The organism is Mesotoga sp. Brook.08.105.5.1 (assembly GCF_002752635.1).
Taxonomy (GTDB): Bacteria; Thermotogota; Thermotogae; order Petrotogales; family Kosmotogaceae; genus Mesotoga.
Window position 1 is genome coordinate 1 of sequence record NZ_AYTW01000007.1, and the last position, 15,266, is coordinate 15,266.

15 protein-coding genes are annotated in these 15,266 nt (G+C 44.4%); 8 read left to right on the forward strand and 7 right to left on the reverse strand.

What is annotated here, in order from left to right; genetic code table 11:
* Positions 1 to 313: transposase (locus V512_RS03820; RefSeq protein ID WP_207759732.1), on the forward strand; the 313-nt coding region annotated here is incomplete at its 5' end.
* Positions 314 to 782: 469 nt separating this feature from the next.
* On the forward strand, positions 783 to 1,961 hold the full coding sequence (locus tag V512_RS03825) for a hypothetical protein (RefSeq protein WP_108702520.1): 1,179 nt from the start codon (positions 783 to 785) through the stop codon (positions 1,959 to 1,961).
* Here V512_RS03825 and V512_RS03830 read toward each other — a convergent pair.
* From V512_RS03830 to V512_RS03855, 6 genes are all read right to left on the reverse strand, one after another.
* Entirely contained in the window at positions 1,958 to 2,662 is a 705-nt protein-coding gene (locus V512_RS03830) for an IspD/TarI family cytidylyltransferase (protein ID WP_099829142.1), read from the reverse strand. The two genes, V512_RS03825 and V512_RS03830, sit on opposite strands and share 4 nt — an antisense overlap.
* Positions 2,659 to 3,900, reverse strand: a complete 1,242-nt coding sequence (locus V512_RS03835) for a DUF1015 family protein (RefSeq protein WP_099829143.1) — start codon at positions 3,898 to 3,900, stop codon at positions 2,659 to 2,661. Before V512_RS03835 ends, V512_RS03830 begins: the two co-directional genes overlap by 4 nt.
* Positions 3,901 to 3,903: 3 nt before the next feature.
* A complete protein-coding gene (gene ybeY / locus V512_RS03840) occupies positions 3,904 to 4,332 on the reverse strand; it encodes an rRNA maturation RNase YbeY (RefSeq protein ID WP_099829144.1) in 429 nt (142 codons plus the stop codon).
* Positions 4,274 to 5,767 carry an HDIG domain-containing metalloprotein gene (locus V512_RS03845; RefSeq protein ID WP_099829145.1) on the reverse strand — a complete coding sequence of 498 codons (1,494 nt, stop codon included), beginning with the start codon at positions 5,765 to 5,767 and terminating at the stop codon, positions 4,274 to 4,276. Before V512_RS03845 ends, ybeY begins: the two co-directional genes overlap by 59 nt.
* Positions 5,733 to 6,710, reverse strand: a complete 978-nt coding sequence (locus V512_RS03850) for a PhoH family protein (RefSeq protein WP_099829146.1) — start codon at positions 6,708 to 6,710, stop codon at positions 5,733 to 5,735. Before V512_RS03850 ends, V512_RS03845 begins: the two co-directional genes overlap by 35 nt.
* Before the next feature lie 69 nt (positions 6,711 to 6,779).
* Complete coding sequence (locus V512_RS03855; protein ID WP_099829147.1) at positions 6,780 to 8,096, reverse strand: sigma 54-interacting transcriptional regulator; 1,317 nt, start codon at positions 8,094 to 8,096, stop codon at positions 6,780 to 6,782.
* Positions 8,097 to 8,294: 198 nt separating this feature from the next.
* Here V512_RS03855 and V512_RS03860 point away from each other — a divergent pair, with 198 nt between their 5' ends.
* The gene (locus V512_RS03860) at positions 8,295 to 10,025 is read left to right on the forward strand and encodes a phospho-sugar mutase (RefSeq protein ID WP_099829148.1); all 1,731 of its coding nucleotides are present in this window, start codon (positions 8,295 to 8,297) and stop codon (positions 10,023 to 10,025) included.
* Between the two features lie 33 nt (positions 10,026 to 10,058).
* On the forward strand, positions 10,059 to 10,826 hold the full coding sequence (locus V512_RS03865; protein WP_243392243.1) for a hypothetical protein: 768 nt from the start codon (positions 10,059 to 10,061) through the stop codon (positions 10,824 to 10,826).
* On the opposite strand, the gene V512_RS03870 is transcribed toward V512_RS03865, so the two are convergent.
* Complete coding sequence (locus V512_RS03870; RefSeq protein WP_243392244.1) at positions 10,813 to 11,613, reverse strand: PhzF family phenazine biosynthesis protein; 801 nt, start codon at positions 11,611 to 11,613, stop codon at positions 10,813 to 10,815. The two genes, V512_RS03865 and V512_RS03870, sit on opposite strands and share 14 nt — an antisense overlap.
* Before the next feature lie 170 nt (positions 11,614 to 11,783).
* Here V512_RS03870 and V512_RS03875 point away from each other — a divergent pair, with 170 nt between their 5' ends.
* The 4 genes from V512_RS03875 (at position 11,784) to V512_RS03890 (ending at position 15,263) form a co-directional block, all read left to right on the forward strand.
* Positions 11,784 to 12,230, forward strand: a complete 447-nt coding sequence (locus V512_RS03875; RefSeq protein ID WP_099829150.1) for a FeoA domain-containing protein — start codon at positions 11,784 to 11,786, stop codon at positions 12,228 to 12,230.
* A gap of 8 nt (positions 12,231 to 12,238) precedes the next feature.
* Positions 12,239 to 14,188 carry a ferrous iron transport protein B gene (gene feoB / locus V512_RS03880; protein ID WP_099829151.1) on the forward strand — a complete coding sequence of 650 codons (1,950 nt, stop codon included), beginning with the start codon at positions 12,239 to 12,241 and terminating at the stop codon, positions 14,186 to 14,188.
* A complete protein-coding gene (locus V512_RS03885) occupies positions 14,185 to 14,580 on the forward strand; it encodes a hypothetical protein (RefSeq protein ID WP_099829152.1) in 396 nt (131 codons plus the stop codon). Before feoB ends, V512_RS03885 begins: the two co-directional genes overlap by 4 nt.
* A gap of 77 nt (positions 14,581 to 14,657) precedes the next feature.
* Positions 14,658 to 15,263: a response regulator gene (locus V512_RS03890; protein WP_099829153.1), complete on the forward strand. Its 606-nt coding sequence runs from the start codon at positions 14,658 to 14,660 to the stop codon at positions 15,261 to 15,263.
* Positions 15,264 to 15,266: the final 3 nt, after the last annotated feature.

A 15,266-nucleotide genomic window follows, 5' to 3' on the forward strand; every position in this document is an offset into this window, starting at 1 on the left:
AAGACAGGACAAATACCACTTGTCAATAAAAAGCTGGAAGGAAAACTGGGAATCTCTCTCAACCTTCTTTCAATATCCAGAGGAACTGAGAAGATTGGTTTATACAACTAATCCCATTGAATCAGTTAATAGACAACTGAGGAAGGTAACGAAGAATAAGGGAGTCTTTCCTACGGATACTTCTCTCTTAAAGATGGCTTATCTAGCAATAATAAATATAACAAAGAAATGGACAGTAAGAACCCTTGAATGGTCAAAGATCCTTACTCAACTTGTGATAAAGTATGAAAGATTAGCTAAGTACATAAGCTGATTCTTAAACCCATTACAAAAAAGGGGTTTACACAAAAAAAGAGACAGAACCTGCACGGGATCTGCTCTTCCTAACCAAGTCTCGATAACCCGCTTCTATCAACCCGATCTTTCTAACCCGCACTTAGTAACCCGTTCCTAGACTAGGCTCTTCCGGCCGGCGCAAGCCGGACTGGCCTGCGCAGCAGACTGGCCTTTGCGAAGAAAAGACTGGCCACCGAAGGTGACTGGCATTTATTTCCCTCCTGCGCAGCAGCATCACTTCCCCGGATGCTCCTCCGGGCATCACTTCCTGGGATGTACTTCCCAGCCTCACTTCCCGACGAAGTCGGCCTCGCCTCCTGCCGAAGGCAGCATTGTGTCTTCCAACTGCTGTCTCACATGCATTACGTCCATAAATCAATCTTGGTATAATCAAGAATCGCGATAATGTCTGGAATTCTTGCAGCTTCTGCAGGGGAGGTGAGTCTTTGAGATCGAAAGTGGGTAACGCAACCGTCTATGCTATTCTTGGAATTCTTTTGGGAACTCTTGCTCTTTTAGACTATCTCTTCCCGTTGAATCACATGCCCGTACCTGACGGACCTCATAAGGTCGGTTTTCGTTCTTTCGAAGTGACGAATCCCGAACCGATTGGAGTTGCTGGAATAAGCTACTCGGATTCAACGAAGATAGGTCTGGATATCTGGTATCCGGCAGATGAGATTTCCGGTTATGAAAGAAAGGGTTGGATAGACAATGATCCGATTATCTTTGAGGGGTTCGAGATAATGACCGGTTACCCGAAGGGACTGTTCGAGCATCTATACCGAGTACGAACTAATTCGTTCATAGGCGCGCCTCCATCCATGAACTCGTCTGGCTGGCCCATTATCATATTGCTTCTCGGTTGGTCGTCAATAAGTGAATTACATACCTCCCTGGCCGAGTCCCTGGCTAGCAGCGGATATCTTGTCGCAGGAATAGAGCACCCGGGCGCCTGTGCAGTAGTGACATTTTCGGACAATAACGTCTACTATTTTTTGGGAAACGACCTTCTTGACGGTTTGCCTGAAGGCACAAGAGAGAATAAGCTCAGGTTTCTGTCGGAGTATCTTTCTCGTGATATAGACTATGTAATTGAGTTTCTAAAAGAGATGAATGAAGATCCTTATTCAGATTTCTATGAAAGATTGAATATGGAGGACATCGGTCTCTACGGCCATTCCGGAGGCGGGAGCGTTGCCTTACGGTACGCGCTTTCAAACGAAGAAGTTCCGATGGTCCTGGCCGATCCTACCCTTGAAGGCTTCACCATTGAGGAATTGGTTTCAGGGCTTTCAAATCCAGTATTATTGATGACTTCAAGTGAATGGGAATCCGGTGTCAATGGCGAGTTTCTTTCAATGGTTTCGAAAGATTCTGCCAAATCGAACTACAACTTAAGCATAAGCGGCATGAGACATGTCGACTTTGCAATGGTCAGAAATCTCTCTCCACTAACTTACTTCTTCGGCGAGACAGGAAGGTTCATGAACAAGAGAGACGCGGTAAATTACCTGGACAGCGCGGTGAAGTTCTTCTTTGATAGTATCTTTTTCGGAAGAAGCATAGAGGCGCTTTTCAAGCTCTCGGATTCCGTGCCCGAATTCTCTTTGAGTGAGTATTAGTCTCTTCTATTGAAGTCATATTCTCTATTTATCAGTAGCTCGGCCATTTTGAAGTCGAGAGGAGTAGTTATCTTTGGGTTTGGAGCGATCGAGTCGACAGTAACCACTCTGCCGCCAAATCCTATGAAAAGTTGCGCATCATCAGTTGAGCAATGAATCCCTTCTTCGGCTGCTTTTCTGTGTGCCTGCAGGATTTCGCAGAACGTGAAGGTCTGTGGGGTCTCTGCCCGTCTGAGATTACTTCTATTAGGAACGTCGACCACCACTTCATCTTCCACCAGATAGACTGTATCTGTTGCTTTCTCAGTTACTACGACTCCCGTTCCGGGTGTAATAAGTCTAAGGATCTCCGGAATTTGCTCTTTCGAAAAGAAAGGTCTTGCTGCATCGTGGATCATGACTATCTCTGGTCTGATTGTTTCGCAGAACAAAAGCCCGTTTTGAACTGACTCTTGCCTTGTCTCTCCTCCAGAAACTACACTTACTGAGTTTATTCCTCTTTTCTCGAGAATCCTCCTTGCCTGACCTAGCCAGTCTTTGTGAACGATCAGCACAATGAAATCAACATAAGCAGATCCGTGAAATACTTCCACGGATCTGACGAATATCTCTTTTCCTGAAAGAGGCATAAACTGTTTTGGAAGAGAGGAATGCATTCTCAGTCCTAGACCGCCTGCTACTATTAGAGCCCCAGTTTTCATCTAAGTAAATGAACCACAAGTCCACTGCGCAGTTTTGGTTCGAACCAGGTTGATTTCGGAGGCATTATCCTTCCCTGATCGGCGACAGCCAAAAGCTCCTCCATCGAAGTGGGGAACATTGAGAACGCGACCGCCCAGCCATTCGCTATTCTGTTCTCAAGAGCCTTCAGTCCTCTTATTCCTCCTACGAAGTCGATTCTGGAATCCTCTCTTGGATTGTCAATTCCAAGAATGGGATCGAGAAGATTCTTCTGAAGAATGTCTACATCGAGGCTTGAAACAGGATCGCTTTCATCAAAAGTACCCTCTCGGGCCGTCAATCTGTACCACTTGCCTGTCAGACACATTCCAAATTCGTGTCTCTTAAGAGGCCTGTATGGAATATCGGGAGCTTCTTCAACATCGAAAGCCTTGCTTACCTTTTCGATGAAATGCGATTCGGTCATGCCGTTCAAATCCTGAACGACTCTATTGTAGTCCATTATCTTTAGATGAGAATGGGGAAACGCAACGGCCATGAAAAAGTTGTATTCTTCGTTCCCAGTATGTGCTGGATTTTCCTTCTTGAAAAGCTCTCTTACCCTGGAAGACGAAGCTGCTCTGTGATGACCATCGGCAATATACATGCACTCGACACTTGAAAACGCAGCTCTCAGTTCATCGACTTTCTCTCTTTCCTTTACTGCATAAAGTCTATGTTCAACATCATTTTCATCGATAACACGCATTGATAATGGCAGTTCCTTGGAGTATCTCTGAAGAATCGTCTCAAGCCCTTCATTTGCTCGGAACGTCAGGAAAACCATGCCCGTATTTGCACCGGTGGTTCTTATGTGTTTAACTCTGTCCTCTTCCTTGTCCTGCCTCGTTAGCTCATGTTTCTTTATGAGGTCTTTCTGATATTCATTTACACTGGCTCCTCCAACCACTCCGATCTGAACGTGGTCTTTCATCTTCTGCCAATAGATGTAGTACATCGGCTCATCTTCCTGCACGAGAATTCCATCCCGGATCATTCTATCAAGGTTATCCCTTGCCTTCAAATAGATCGTGTCGGCGTAATGATCGGTTTCCATTGGAAGGTCGATTTCTGCCCTAATCACATGCATGAAACTCTCGGGACTCCTCCCGATCTCTCTCGCTTCTTCAAATGAAACAACATCGTATGGTGGGCAGTTCACCTTTTGCGCCATTCCTTCTGCAGGTCTTACTGCTCTAAATGGTCTAAAATCAGACAAAGCCTATCCCTCCTTAACAAAGCGCGTGAAATAACCTTTCTGGAGATCAAACATCTCTTCTCCACCATTATCGTATCCTTCATGAGTGTACCCTAGAACATGTAGGACGCCGTGAATGAGAATGTAGTATAGTTCTTCCTCAAAAGAATTGTCGAACTCAGCAGCTTGCTCAGAGATTCTGTCAAGCGAGATTACTATATCACCAATAGTTTCCTCTTCCAAGCCATACTGGAAAGAAAGAACATCGGTTGATTCATCTTTGTTTCTGAATTCCCTGTTTATGCTTTTGATTTCCGAATCGCCCGTGAGCAGAATGTTCAGTACCCCCGGATTTTTATCACCAAGCTCTGCTCTTATTACTTTCTCCGCGATGTCAACTACTATGTTCTCTTCTACCTTCCTCTGTGTCTTGTTTTGTATCAGAATCTCCATTGATGGACACCACCTTTTCGGTAGCCTCTTTAGGGTATTCAATTCTTGGCCGATTCATACTCATTAGAACTCTAGTGAAAGCTTCAATGATCTTCTCAAGATCATCGAGATCTAATCCACTTTGATCAAGCTGCCTTTCATTGTAGATACCGTTGACGACCTCTTCAACAAGCTCTTGAGTCTTTGCGGGAGTAGGTTTCTTTATACTCTTGAACGCTGCTTCAACGGAATCCGCCAGCATAATTATCCCAGACTCCTTGAACTGCGGCTTCGGACCAGGATATCTGAAGTCATCGCTTCTCTCTTCCTGACCCATCGTCTTGGCTTTGTGAAAGAAGAATTTCTTTATTCTTGTTCCATGATGTTCTTTTATTACGTCCTCTACAAGAAGCGGAAGCCTATACTTTCTAGCCTGTTCGATTCCTTGCTTCACGTGTTCATTTATAACGAGATTTGACATTGATGGCGTGATATTGTCGTGAGGATTTGTCCCCTCTTGCTGGTTCTCAGTGAAGTACTGCGGACGTTTCGACTTTCCGATGTCGTGAAAATAGGCTGCTACTCTCGCCAGTATGGCGTTTGCTCCTATCCTCTCCGCGGCAGCTTCAGAGAGATTTGCAAGGGAGATGCTGTGATAGTAGGTCCCTGGCGCGTATATCGACAGATTCTTCAGCAAAGGATGGGATAAATTTCCGAGTTCCAGCAAACCCATATCCGAGTAAATCCTGCTTGCGTATTCGAGATAGGGTATTATTCCAATTACAATCACAGACGACAGAATGGGATTAGCAAAAGCTATTAACAGATCGACCACACGAATTGCCTCTCCTTGAAGTGACATTCTGATCCCATTTACCACCGTAAATATCAAGCTAACTTCGAAACCGGCTCTAGCGATCTCAATTCTTCTCTCTATAGCTCTTGTGGTAAGAGCTGTTGCAAGAACCACCACCGACAACAGTATGAATGTTTCAAGAGAGTTGTCGAGATTCGCAGATGCAAGGAAGGACATGAACAGACCGCTGCCAATCCCCTCCTGGTAACCAATCAGAACTGTCACAATTGAAACACTCAGAAAAATCGGTGTCATTTCCGGTAGAAGTGCTTCGTCTGCAAGAGAGGGTACAAAAGAATTCACAAAAACACCAAAAGAAACAACAGAAAAGAAAGTTATCCGATAAGCTCTATGAAGGTTGAAATACCTGTTATTTCTGACGGATCTCTCCGCGAATATGTACCATAAGATCGCCGAACCCACGAAGTAGAGAAATGGTTTTGAAGGAAGCGAAAGGAACGGCAATCTATTGAGCAGTGCTAGGAATATGGGAAAGACTACGAAATTTGTGAGATCTTTGACATTCAGAAGTCTCTCAAGAGGGAACTGAACCTTTGATATTTCACTATTCTTCGTCTTTTTCTTCTCGTTCATACTCATCGTATGCCTTTATAATATCCTTAACAAGAGGGTTTCTCACAACATCCTGATCGGTCAAATATGAGAAGCCGATCGTTTGGATATCTCCAAGCACTTTCTGAATGACCACTAAACCCGACCCTGAATCTCTAGGAAGGTCAATCTGAGTAATATCCCCAGTCACAACTACTCTCGAACCAAATCCAATTCTAGTAAGGAACATCTTCATTTGCTGGTAGGTTGTGTTTTGAGCCTCGTCAAGGATGATGAATGAGTTGTTCAAAGTCCTTCCTCTCATATAGGCAAGAGGGACGACTTCGATTATCGAACTCTCTCTGTAGTAGGCGAGTTTCTCAGCGGGTATCATTTCCATGAGTGCGTCATAGAGAGGTCTCAGATAAGGATCTACCTTATCGAGAAGAGTGCCCGGGAGATATCCCAATTTCTCTCCGGCTTCTACGGCGGGTCGAGTGAGGATTATCCTTTGTACCTTACCTGACTTCAGAAAGTCTACTGCCATAGCTACAGCAAGATAGGTTTTCCCGGTCCCAGCAGGACCAATGGAAAAGACGAGTTCTTTCTCCTTCATCGTCTCCATATAGTTCTTCTGCCCGATGGTTTTCGGTCTTATCCTGTTTGAAAGCAGTGTTGTTTCCTTTACTTCGTTGTAGACGCCCTTGAAGCTTCCCCCATCCTCGTCATACTGCAGGTGTTGATCTACTATATATTCAAACTCCCTCCACTCAACAAGGTGGCCATCTCTGCTTATCTGAACAAGTTCATCCACTATCTTTCCTGCAATATCTATTCCTGTTCCATCTTCACCTTTTATCCAAATCTCATCACCGATGATCGAAATTCTTACATCCAGCTTCTTCTGAATATACTTAGCTTTTCGATCATACTCTCCGAAAAGCTCGGCGACTTCAACCCCTGTTGGTAGACTGAGCTTTCGTATCGCCAAAAAAACACCTCCTACTCCAGAGATTATACATTAATATTTTCGCATAAGGAGAGTCCGATGATCGTGGTTTCACTCTTCTCCATCACTTCGTGTTGGATTATTGGCGGAGCTGTTAAGCTCAGCAAGGAGATCTCTGATCCTTCTTGTAGTCAAACCAAATTCCTTTGAGAGTTCGTTAATATCGTTTCCGAGGACTTCTGAACGTTGTTGGAGTAGTTCCTGAGAGGCGCTTTTATAGACTTCCTGGAGAAAGTCTTTGTAGGTTGTTCCGTTTACTATTCTAGCCACCATCGCCTCTTCGGCGAGAAGTTTGACATTTTTCGACATCGAAGAGTTTACGGAAGCTTGAACAACATCGTTGACCGCCAGATACTCTTCAACCATGTTGATCAACTCCCTGACGTTGCCTGGGTAGTTGTAGGTAAGAAACCTCTCCTTAAGCTCTTTAGGGATATTATCGAATTTTACAAGGTATCCCTTCTTCTCTAGAACGTCGTCAAAAATCAGCGGGATGTCCGTCTTTCTCTCTCTTAGCGGTGGGAGATCTATCTTCACTGCGGACAGTCTGTATCTTAGGTCATTTCTTAATGCAGAATCATCATATCTGTTCGTTGCCGTTATGAACCTAACATCTACCTTCATCGGTTTTGTCGCGCCTATTTTGAAGAACTCCCGGTTTTCTGTTATTGCAAGTATCTTGGCCTGCAGGTTCAGCGGCATGTCTCCGATCTCATCTAGAAATAACGTCCCGTAGTTCGCCTGTTCGATAAGACCAACTTTTTCGGAAGTTGCTCCGGTGAAGGCCCCCTTCTTGTACCCAAAGAGCTCGCTTTCCAGTAAGTTCTCCGGTATCGCCGCGCAGTTTATCGAATAGAAGGGCCTGGAACCTCTTGGAGAGAGCTTGGCTATTACTTCTGCAAGTAGATTCTTGCCAGATCCCGTCTCTCCGAGAATCATTATTGAGCCGTCATAAAACATAGTGAGGACCATCATCTTCTTCATCTGAAGAACTCTATTGCTTTTTCCGATTATCTTATCCAGGCTGCCGTCGATACTGGATACTATCTCCTGAACTATCTGCCTCGCACTCTTGTAGCTGCTGACAACGCGGTAGTAACCTTTGAACTCCTGCAGCTCTTCAGAATAACCCCTGATAATGAATGCCCGAATCGGGTTGTTGTTAATCAGAATTATGTTTGTGAATGCAAAGATCCAGTCGTTTAGAACATCTTTGCTGTATTTGCTTGCATCTATGAAAAGAATCGTCGGCATATCCTTTCCAAGACCGACCAGATAGTCGAAGTCGACATCAAACAGGCTTTCGAAATACATCTCGCACTGCATGGATTCAAGATTCTCTCCAACCATGATCTTTCTGTAGAGCAAAATCACACCCCCAAATTGTTAAGTGCCGCCTTAGTGATTATACAACGCATGCTTTTCCGTGATGGCATCAAAACACTCTTACTATTCGACTCATATAGGGAGATTTCTTTCAGCTGTAGAACTTGTATGCCGAAGATAAGCTATGCCAACCCGTAAGTTGTACTATATAATTAGTTAAAAGAGAAAAGGAGGCTTGATATGGATTACAAGAGCCGTTATCAGAGGTGGCTTAATAGCCCCGAAATCGATGGACCTACGCGAAATGAATTGCTCTCTATATCGAACAGTGACGACGAGATAAAGGACCGCTTCTATAAAGAGCTCGAGTTTGGTACAGCAGGTTTAAGGGGCAAGTTAGGCGCTGGCGACAACAGGATGAACAAGTACAACGTTGCCAGAGCAACGCAGGGATTGGCGAATCTGATTCTGACCGGAAGTCTTGAGCAAAGGGATAGAGGTGTTGTAATCGCCTACGATTCCAGACATATGTCAAGAGATTTCGCTGAAATTGCTGCATCGGTACTTACAGCAAATGGAATAAAAGTCTACCTCTTTAATGATATAAGGCCAACACCGCTGCTTTCCTTCTCCGTTCTTACACTCTCAACAGTAGCGGGAATTATGATTACCGCCAGCCACAATCCAAAAGAGTACAATGGGTACAAGCTATACTGGGAAGATGGGGCTCAAGTACTGCCCGAAGTGGCCGACAAAGTCTACACCCAGATGCGAAAAACAGAGCTGTTTGTTGGCCCGAAGACGATCCCTCTAGAAGAGGCAAGAAGGAATGGACTGCTGGTTGATGTGGGTAAGGAGCTCGATGATCTCTACATCTCCAAGGTCTTGTCACTTACCCTTCGAGATTCAGAGGAGGAGCTGGACAAATCAATTAGAATCGTCTTCACTCCTTTGAATGGTACCGGCAACGTCATGATACGTCGTGTATTGAGAGAACGGGGCTTTAAGAATGTTTTTGTGGTTCCTGAACAGGAGAATCCAGATCCAGACTTCTCTACAGTTGGTTATCCAAATCCTGAAGATGTTAGGGCCTTTGCACTTGCTAGAAAGCTCGGGCTTGAAAAGAAGGCCGATTTGCTTCTTGCAACTGATCCAGATGCTGATCGTCTCGCAGTAATGATCAAAAAGAATGAGGACTATGAACCACTTAACGGGAATCAGACGGGGGCACTCCTCGTTTGCTATCTTCTTCTATCAATGAAAGAGAAGGGAGTTCTACCTGAAGATGGCTTCATCGTTAAGTCTATAGTAACGGGAGATATGGCGAAAACGATTGCGCAAGAGTACGGGGTAAGAACTTTCGAAGCGTTGACTGGATTCAAGAATATCTGCGGAAAAGCCATTGAAATTGAAGAGGGTGGAAAGGGGAGATTCATATTCGGATACGAAGAAAGCATAGGTTATGTCACGGGAAGCTTTGTAAGAGATAAGGATGCCGTTTCTTCATCCATGCTTCTTTGTGAGATGGCAGCTTATTTCCTAAAGAGAGGAAAGTCATTGTTGAACGTACTCGATGAGCTATATGTCAAATACGGTGTCTTCTCGGAGAAGCAGATATCAATAATTCTTGAAGGCGTATCGGGACAAAAGAGGGTCGACAGAATTATGAAGGAGTATAGGATGGAGTACCCCGTTAAGATAGGCACTTCGAGAGTGGTGAATTACATAGACTTTCTGAGCGGCGTTAATACTGATCTTCGTACCGGAAAAGCGAGCGCAACGAAGATTCCAATCTCCGATGTCATTAAGTTCATCTTCGATGATGGTTCATGGTATGCGATAAGACCGTCGGGAACAGAGCCCAAACTGAAGGTTTACATCTATGCTAGAGCGAAAGATAAAGACGAGGCGTTAACTAAACTAGTAAGAATAGAGCAATTGGTACTTGAGAAGATAGAGTCCATACAATGATCTGATTCTTCTATCTGGACTGGAGGTAGTGGCTTGAAAGTATCTAAAAGCACAATAATGATCTTCCTCTCGATATGGGTCTTCTCATACATCCTTGCGGTGATCCTGACGGAAATCATTTCCTCGAACAGCAATGGATATCTGCTCTCTGCGATTTCGAGGAGCCTTCTGTGGCCAATTCTAATCATTGCACACTTTCTTTTCGTAAGGAAGTTCGAAGAAACTGCTTTTGACGGCTTCTGGCTTGTCTCTCTCTATGCCATGCTTGCCGGTTGGATTCTCTTCGCTGCAGTAAATGTGGGTAGCGCATTGCTGATTCTATCAATTCCGATCGTCTTCCTGTCCTTACAGCTCTTCAGGCTGAGCAAGATGAACTACGGCAACTTGTTGAAGCATATCAGATCAAGCTTCCTTGGAAGTCTCACTTTCTCATTAAGTCTTGTAATTCTTGTCTGTAGCCTTTCTTTCTTCTTTTCTTCAGAAGCTACCTCTGTCTTGCTTTTGTTCGCTCTGCTTATCCCATCGGTACTCCTCACCCATTTCAAGGCAGACGTCTTATCGGGAAGCGTCTTCGCATGGTTCTCTTTTGCAGTTGGAATGGCGAACAGGGGAGCCTCTGGTCACATAGCGGTCGCCGGCTTCTCTCTTGGACCAATTTTCATGCTTTTATCTATCTTCTCTTCTTTACTGGCAAGTGAAGATCCATCTAAAAAGGTTTTTGCAACGGTGAATCCAAGAAAGCCAGTAGATGAAGATGATCTCAGAATTCAACTGGGCGCCGACAGGACTAGATCGAAATAGTGCCCCTTATTAACGTGACTGCTTCTCCCAGGATTAAAATCCTGTTTTCCTCCAATAATCTGAGCTCGATTTCTCCCATTCTAGAAGAGAGTTGACAGGCCTTGAGAACTCTCTTTCCGAGTTGATTGGACCAGAAAGGACCTAGAACTGTGTGAGCAGATCCGGTTACCGGATCTTCGTTTATGCCTACCCATGGAGCGAAATATCTAGAGTAGAAATCATATCTTTGGTCGCCGGGAGATGTAACGATCAAACCCTTGACTTCAATACCAAAGTCCATCTTCTCAAGAAGATTGAAGTCCGGCAAAATCGCTTCGAGCTCAGAGATTGATGGTATGAAGTAGAGAAGTTTTTCCGTTGCGGGTGAATAGTAGCCTTTCCCTTTCACTCCGATGATACTCTCCAATGCATCATCGATTGGTACCCTAACTGGATTATCTGAAGGGAAATCCATCTCTATCTTTCCATCGACATACCGAACCTTCAGTCTGCCGCTTAGAGTCTCATAGAAGATTTCTCCTTCTATTCCCAGCTCGGTGAACTGTACCCAGGCAGTAGCAAGAGTGGCGTGCCCGCACATTTTCACTTCAGTCTTAGGAGTGAACCACCTCAACCCAAAAGTATTACTCTTCGTCAAAGGATTCACAAAAGCAGTCTCGGAAAGATTCATCTCAGCCGCAATGTTAAGATACTGCCTCTCTTCAATTTCCTTTTCAAGTACACAGACCCCTGCAGGATTTCCACCGAAAGGCACTCCCGTAAATGAATCTACCTGAAAGATCTTCAACAATCTCCCCTCCTTCTGCCACAATTATACGTAGTTGATTCACTCCTGTAAAATCCACTTAGGTCATTGGGAACGATCCACCTGGATTCTTTTCAGATCGTTCACTATGCAGCGGTAGCCGTTTAATGATACAATCTTATTGAGACAAATTCTCAATAATGGTGATTTCGATGGTTGTTCCACTGTCAAGAATGTGCGAAGGTGAAAAGGGCAAAATCAGAAAACTAGAGCTTCCCCCGATAACGAGGGAGCGGTTATGTGGTCTCGGTTTTGTTAGCGGCGAGGAGATACAGCTGATCAAAGTCGCTCCTTTTGGTGATCCAAAAGTCTACAGAATAAAGGGCACAGATATTACTCTTAGAGATGATATATCCATGTGGATACTTGTAGAGACATCTTCAATTTCTCTTTCATACGCTTCCAAAGGAGATTACTTGGTAAGTCTCATAAACGGTGGGATGGGATTTAGAGAAAGGCTGCGATTGCTGGGGATCGAAGAAGGCAAAGGACTTACAGTAATCGATAATCTTGGAAGGCGGATTGAAATCAGCGTAAAAGGCAATTATGCAACGCTTTCGAGAGGTCAGGCGATGCGAATCATAGTCAGGGAGAGATAAACTTATCCGTGAAAAATCAGCCAGATAGAATCGATTCAAAGGAAATTACCGTAGCGCTTCTAGGAAACCCAAACGTTGGAAAGACAAGCATATTTAACAGTCTAACCGGCTCGAGACAGGTTGTTGCGAACTGGCCCGGTGTTACTGTTGAAAAGAGAGCCGGAGTGATGAGGCATCACAATCACACCATAGATGTTGTTGATCTGCCAGGCACTTACACTCTGGGTGCCACCAGTCTTGATGAAAAAATAGCCAGGGATTTCCTTGTGAATGAGAAGCCTGGTGTCGCAATAGTCATAGGTGATGCCGTCAACCTGGAAAGAAGTCTCTATCTTCTTCTTCAAGTTCTTGAGCTTCGCGGAGATGTAGTTCTTGTAGTAAACGCAGTCGATGAAGCGAGGAAAGCAGGCTTTGAGATCGACAAGAACGAGCTTTCGAAGCAGCTTGGCATTCCGGTTGTCGTTACCTCGGCGGTCACAGGCGAAGGTATCGAAGAGCTGAAGAATACTCTTGTGAAGAGCACCAAGAGCAGCAGCCATGTCCACTATCTTTTCTCCGATGAAGTGGAAGCTCACCTTAGGGATCTATCAGAGAGAATAAAGGGAAACCCTTCTCTGGCCGGGTTTGACGAACGTTGGCTTTCGATAAAGCTTCTGGAAAAGGACTATGAAGTTCAAAAAATAACGGGAATAACTCTGGACTACGACTTCTCTGTGGAAATCGCTGAAACTCGCTATAAATATATAAAAAGGATCCTTTCCACATCAGTTAAGGGTAAAGAAAAGATAGGGTGGAATTTTTCCGAAGCAATAGATCACGTTATGACTCATAGATTTCTTGGGATTTTGATATTCCTTGCGGTTATGTACATCGTCTTCCAGCTGACCTTCACTATCTCAGGACCCTTATCGATCGTGATTGAAGAACTGCTCGGAGGCCTCGGCCGCGCATTTGGCGGCTTCATCGGCGTAGATTGGCTTCGCTCTCTCGTTGTTGAGGGAATAATAGGAGGCGTTGGAGCCGTTTTGGTTTTCGTGCCTAACATTTTCATACTTTTCCTAGCGCTTGGAATTCTTGAAGAAACCGGCTACTTGCCTAGAGCTGCCTTTGTCATTGATAGACTAATGTATTCAATGAAACTCAGCGGGCGCTCCTTCATGTCTATGCTCCTTGGATTTGGATGCAATGTTTCATCTATTATGTCGACAAGATCGATCTCTGAACCAAAAGAGCGAATAGTAACCATTCTTGTCTCGCCGTTTATCTCTTGTAGCGCGAAGCTTCCAGTCTATGTTTTGATTGCAGGCACCTTCTTCGGCGCAAGAGCCGGTGTAGTGATTTTCTTTTTGTACGTTTTAAGTATTGTTATAACGGTCCTTTCCGCGCTGCTGATCAACAAGCTCTTCTTCAAGGGCGAGCCCTCCACGTTGATAATGGAGCTTCCACGTTATAGAAAACCGAGGCTAAGTTCATTAATTCTCTATACCTGGAACAAGGGGCGTCACTTTCTCGAAAAGGCTGGTACGATAATACTTGGCGCCTCTGTTGTAATATGGTTTCTCAGTTACTTTCCCTCAGAAGGGACAGGGAGTTTCGCAGCCATGATTGGGAAATCACTTGAACCGCTCTTCATACCCCTGGGTTACACGTGGGAAATGATAACCAGTTTGGTTTTCGGAATAGCCGCGAAAGAAGTCATCGTTTCATCGCTCACAACGTTCTTTGGAAATCTTAGCGTCTCAGGAAGCTCTCTTGGTGCTATAAGAACGTTGATTACCCCTGAAATAGCTTTGAGTTTCCTAGTTTTTGTACTTCTGTATGTTCCGTGCATGCCAACACTTGCTGTGATAAAGAATGAAACCGGAAGCTACAAGTATGTATTCTTCTCCGTCTTCTACAGTCTTACAGTTGCCTATACTGTTGCACTAATCGTAAGAGTAGTTGGGGGATTCCTATGAGAGGCAGGTCGATAACATTCTGGCTTATGTTCGGTGGAGTACTCTTTGCAGCTCTCGCGATAAACTCATTTTTCGGATTGCTTCTGACTGATCGCGATCCGTTTCTTGCCATCATCATTGGAATAAACTCCGCTATCTACTTTTTCGGAATCGCTGAGAAGAAAAGCAATGTAAGAAAACGGTATTCGCATCTGTTGGTTGGAAGCTTCTTCTCCTATGTGCTCTCAATATACCAGGTTCTTGTGGTGTTTAGTGTCTGGCTCGAGGGATTACTGATCTCAAGTTGCCTATTGACTATTGAGGTATTGAACCTCCCTCTCATTGTATCAGGCTTTGCAATATCCTTTCTTTTTGACTTCGCAAAGAAACAAATCGAGACAAACAGTTTCTAAGAATTCCATTTGTGGAAACTCTCAAACACTATTTGAGCTTAATGTGGTAATATGATTTGTGTTGTGGAGGTGATTGCATGGCACTCGTTTACGTGGTCGATGACGAGCTGAATGTCAGGCGAATTGTCAAGAAGACCATGGAGAACGAAGACAATGAAGTCCATACTTTCGTGACTGCCGAGGAAGCCCTGGAAGAGATTGAGAAACGAAAGCCAGACCTCCTATTCACAGATCTTAGCTTGCCTTCTATGGATGGAATTCAATTCCTCCAGGAACTTAAGAATAGAGCATATTCAATTCCCGTAATAGTAGTCTCGTCAGACATATCTCCCGAATCAATGAGAAAAGCATTTAAAGCGGGAATAGTGGATTTTCTAACCAAACCGTTCACACCTCAGGAAATCAGAGATGCGTTTGAACTTGCCTTGAGAGAAGAAGACAGTATCTATAAGCGCGCGAGGGAAATCAGAAGATTGATCGAAGATGGCCAAACCGCCAAGGCCGAATCACTGATGAGTGCCCTATTCTCCGACTTCCCTGGGTCACCATTCCCCCACTTTCTTTATGCACTGCTGGTGGCCAAAGATAATCCAAAACTTGCTGCAAAACATCTTAAAGCCTCACTTTCTCTTGATGAGGCTTTCAAAGAAGCTTCTGAAGAACTGAAGAAGCTGGAGGAGTAAGAG

Bases quoted from the DNA above. Each gene is read 5' to 3' on its own strand.
- V512_RS03860 (WP_099829148.1), top strand. From the start codon at position 8,295: ATGGATTACAAGAGCCGTTATCAGAGGTGGCTTAATAGCCCCGAAATC.
- ybeY (WP_099829144.1), bottom strand. From the start codon at position 4,332: ATGGAGATTCTGATACAAAACAAGACACAGAGGAAGGTAGAAGAGAAC.
- V512_RS03830 (WP_099829142.1), bottom strand. From the start codon at position 2,662: ATGAAAACTGGGGCTCTAATAGTAGCAGGCGGTCTAGGACTGAGAATG.
- V512_RS03885 (WP_099829152.1), top strand. From the start codon at position 14,185: ATGAGAGGCAGGTCGATAACATTCTGGCTTATGTTCGGTGGAGTACTC.
- V512_RS03890 (WP_099829153.1), top strand. From the start codon at position 14,658: ATGGCACTCGTTTACGTGGTCGATGACGAGCTGAATGTCAGGCGAATT.
- V512_RS03875 (WP_099829150.1), top strand. From the start codon at position 11,784: ATGGTTGTTCCACTGTCAAGAATGTGCGAAGGTGAAAAGGGCAAAATC.
- V512_RS03845 (WP_099829145.1), bottom strand. From the start codon at position 5,767: ATGAGTATGAACGAGAAGAAAAAGACGAAGAATAGTGAAATATCAAAG.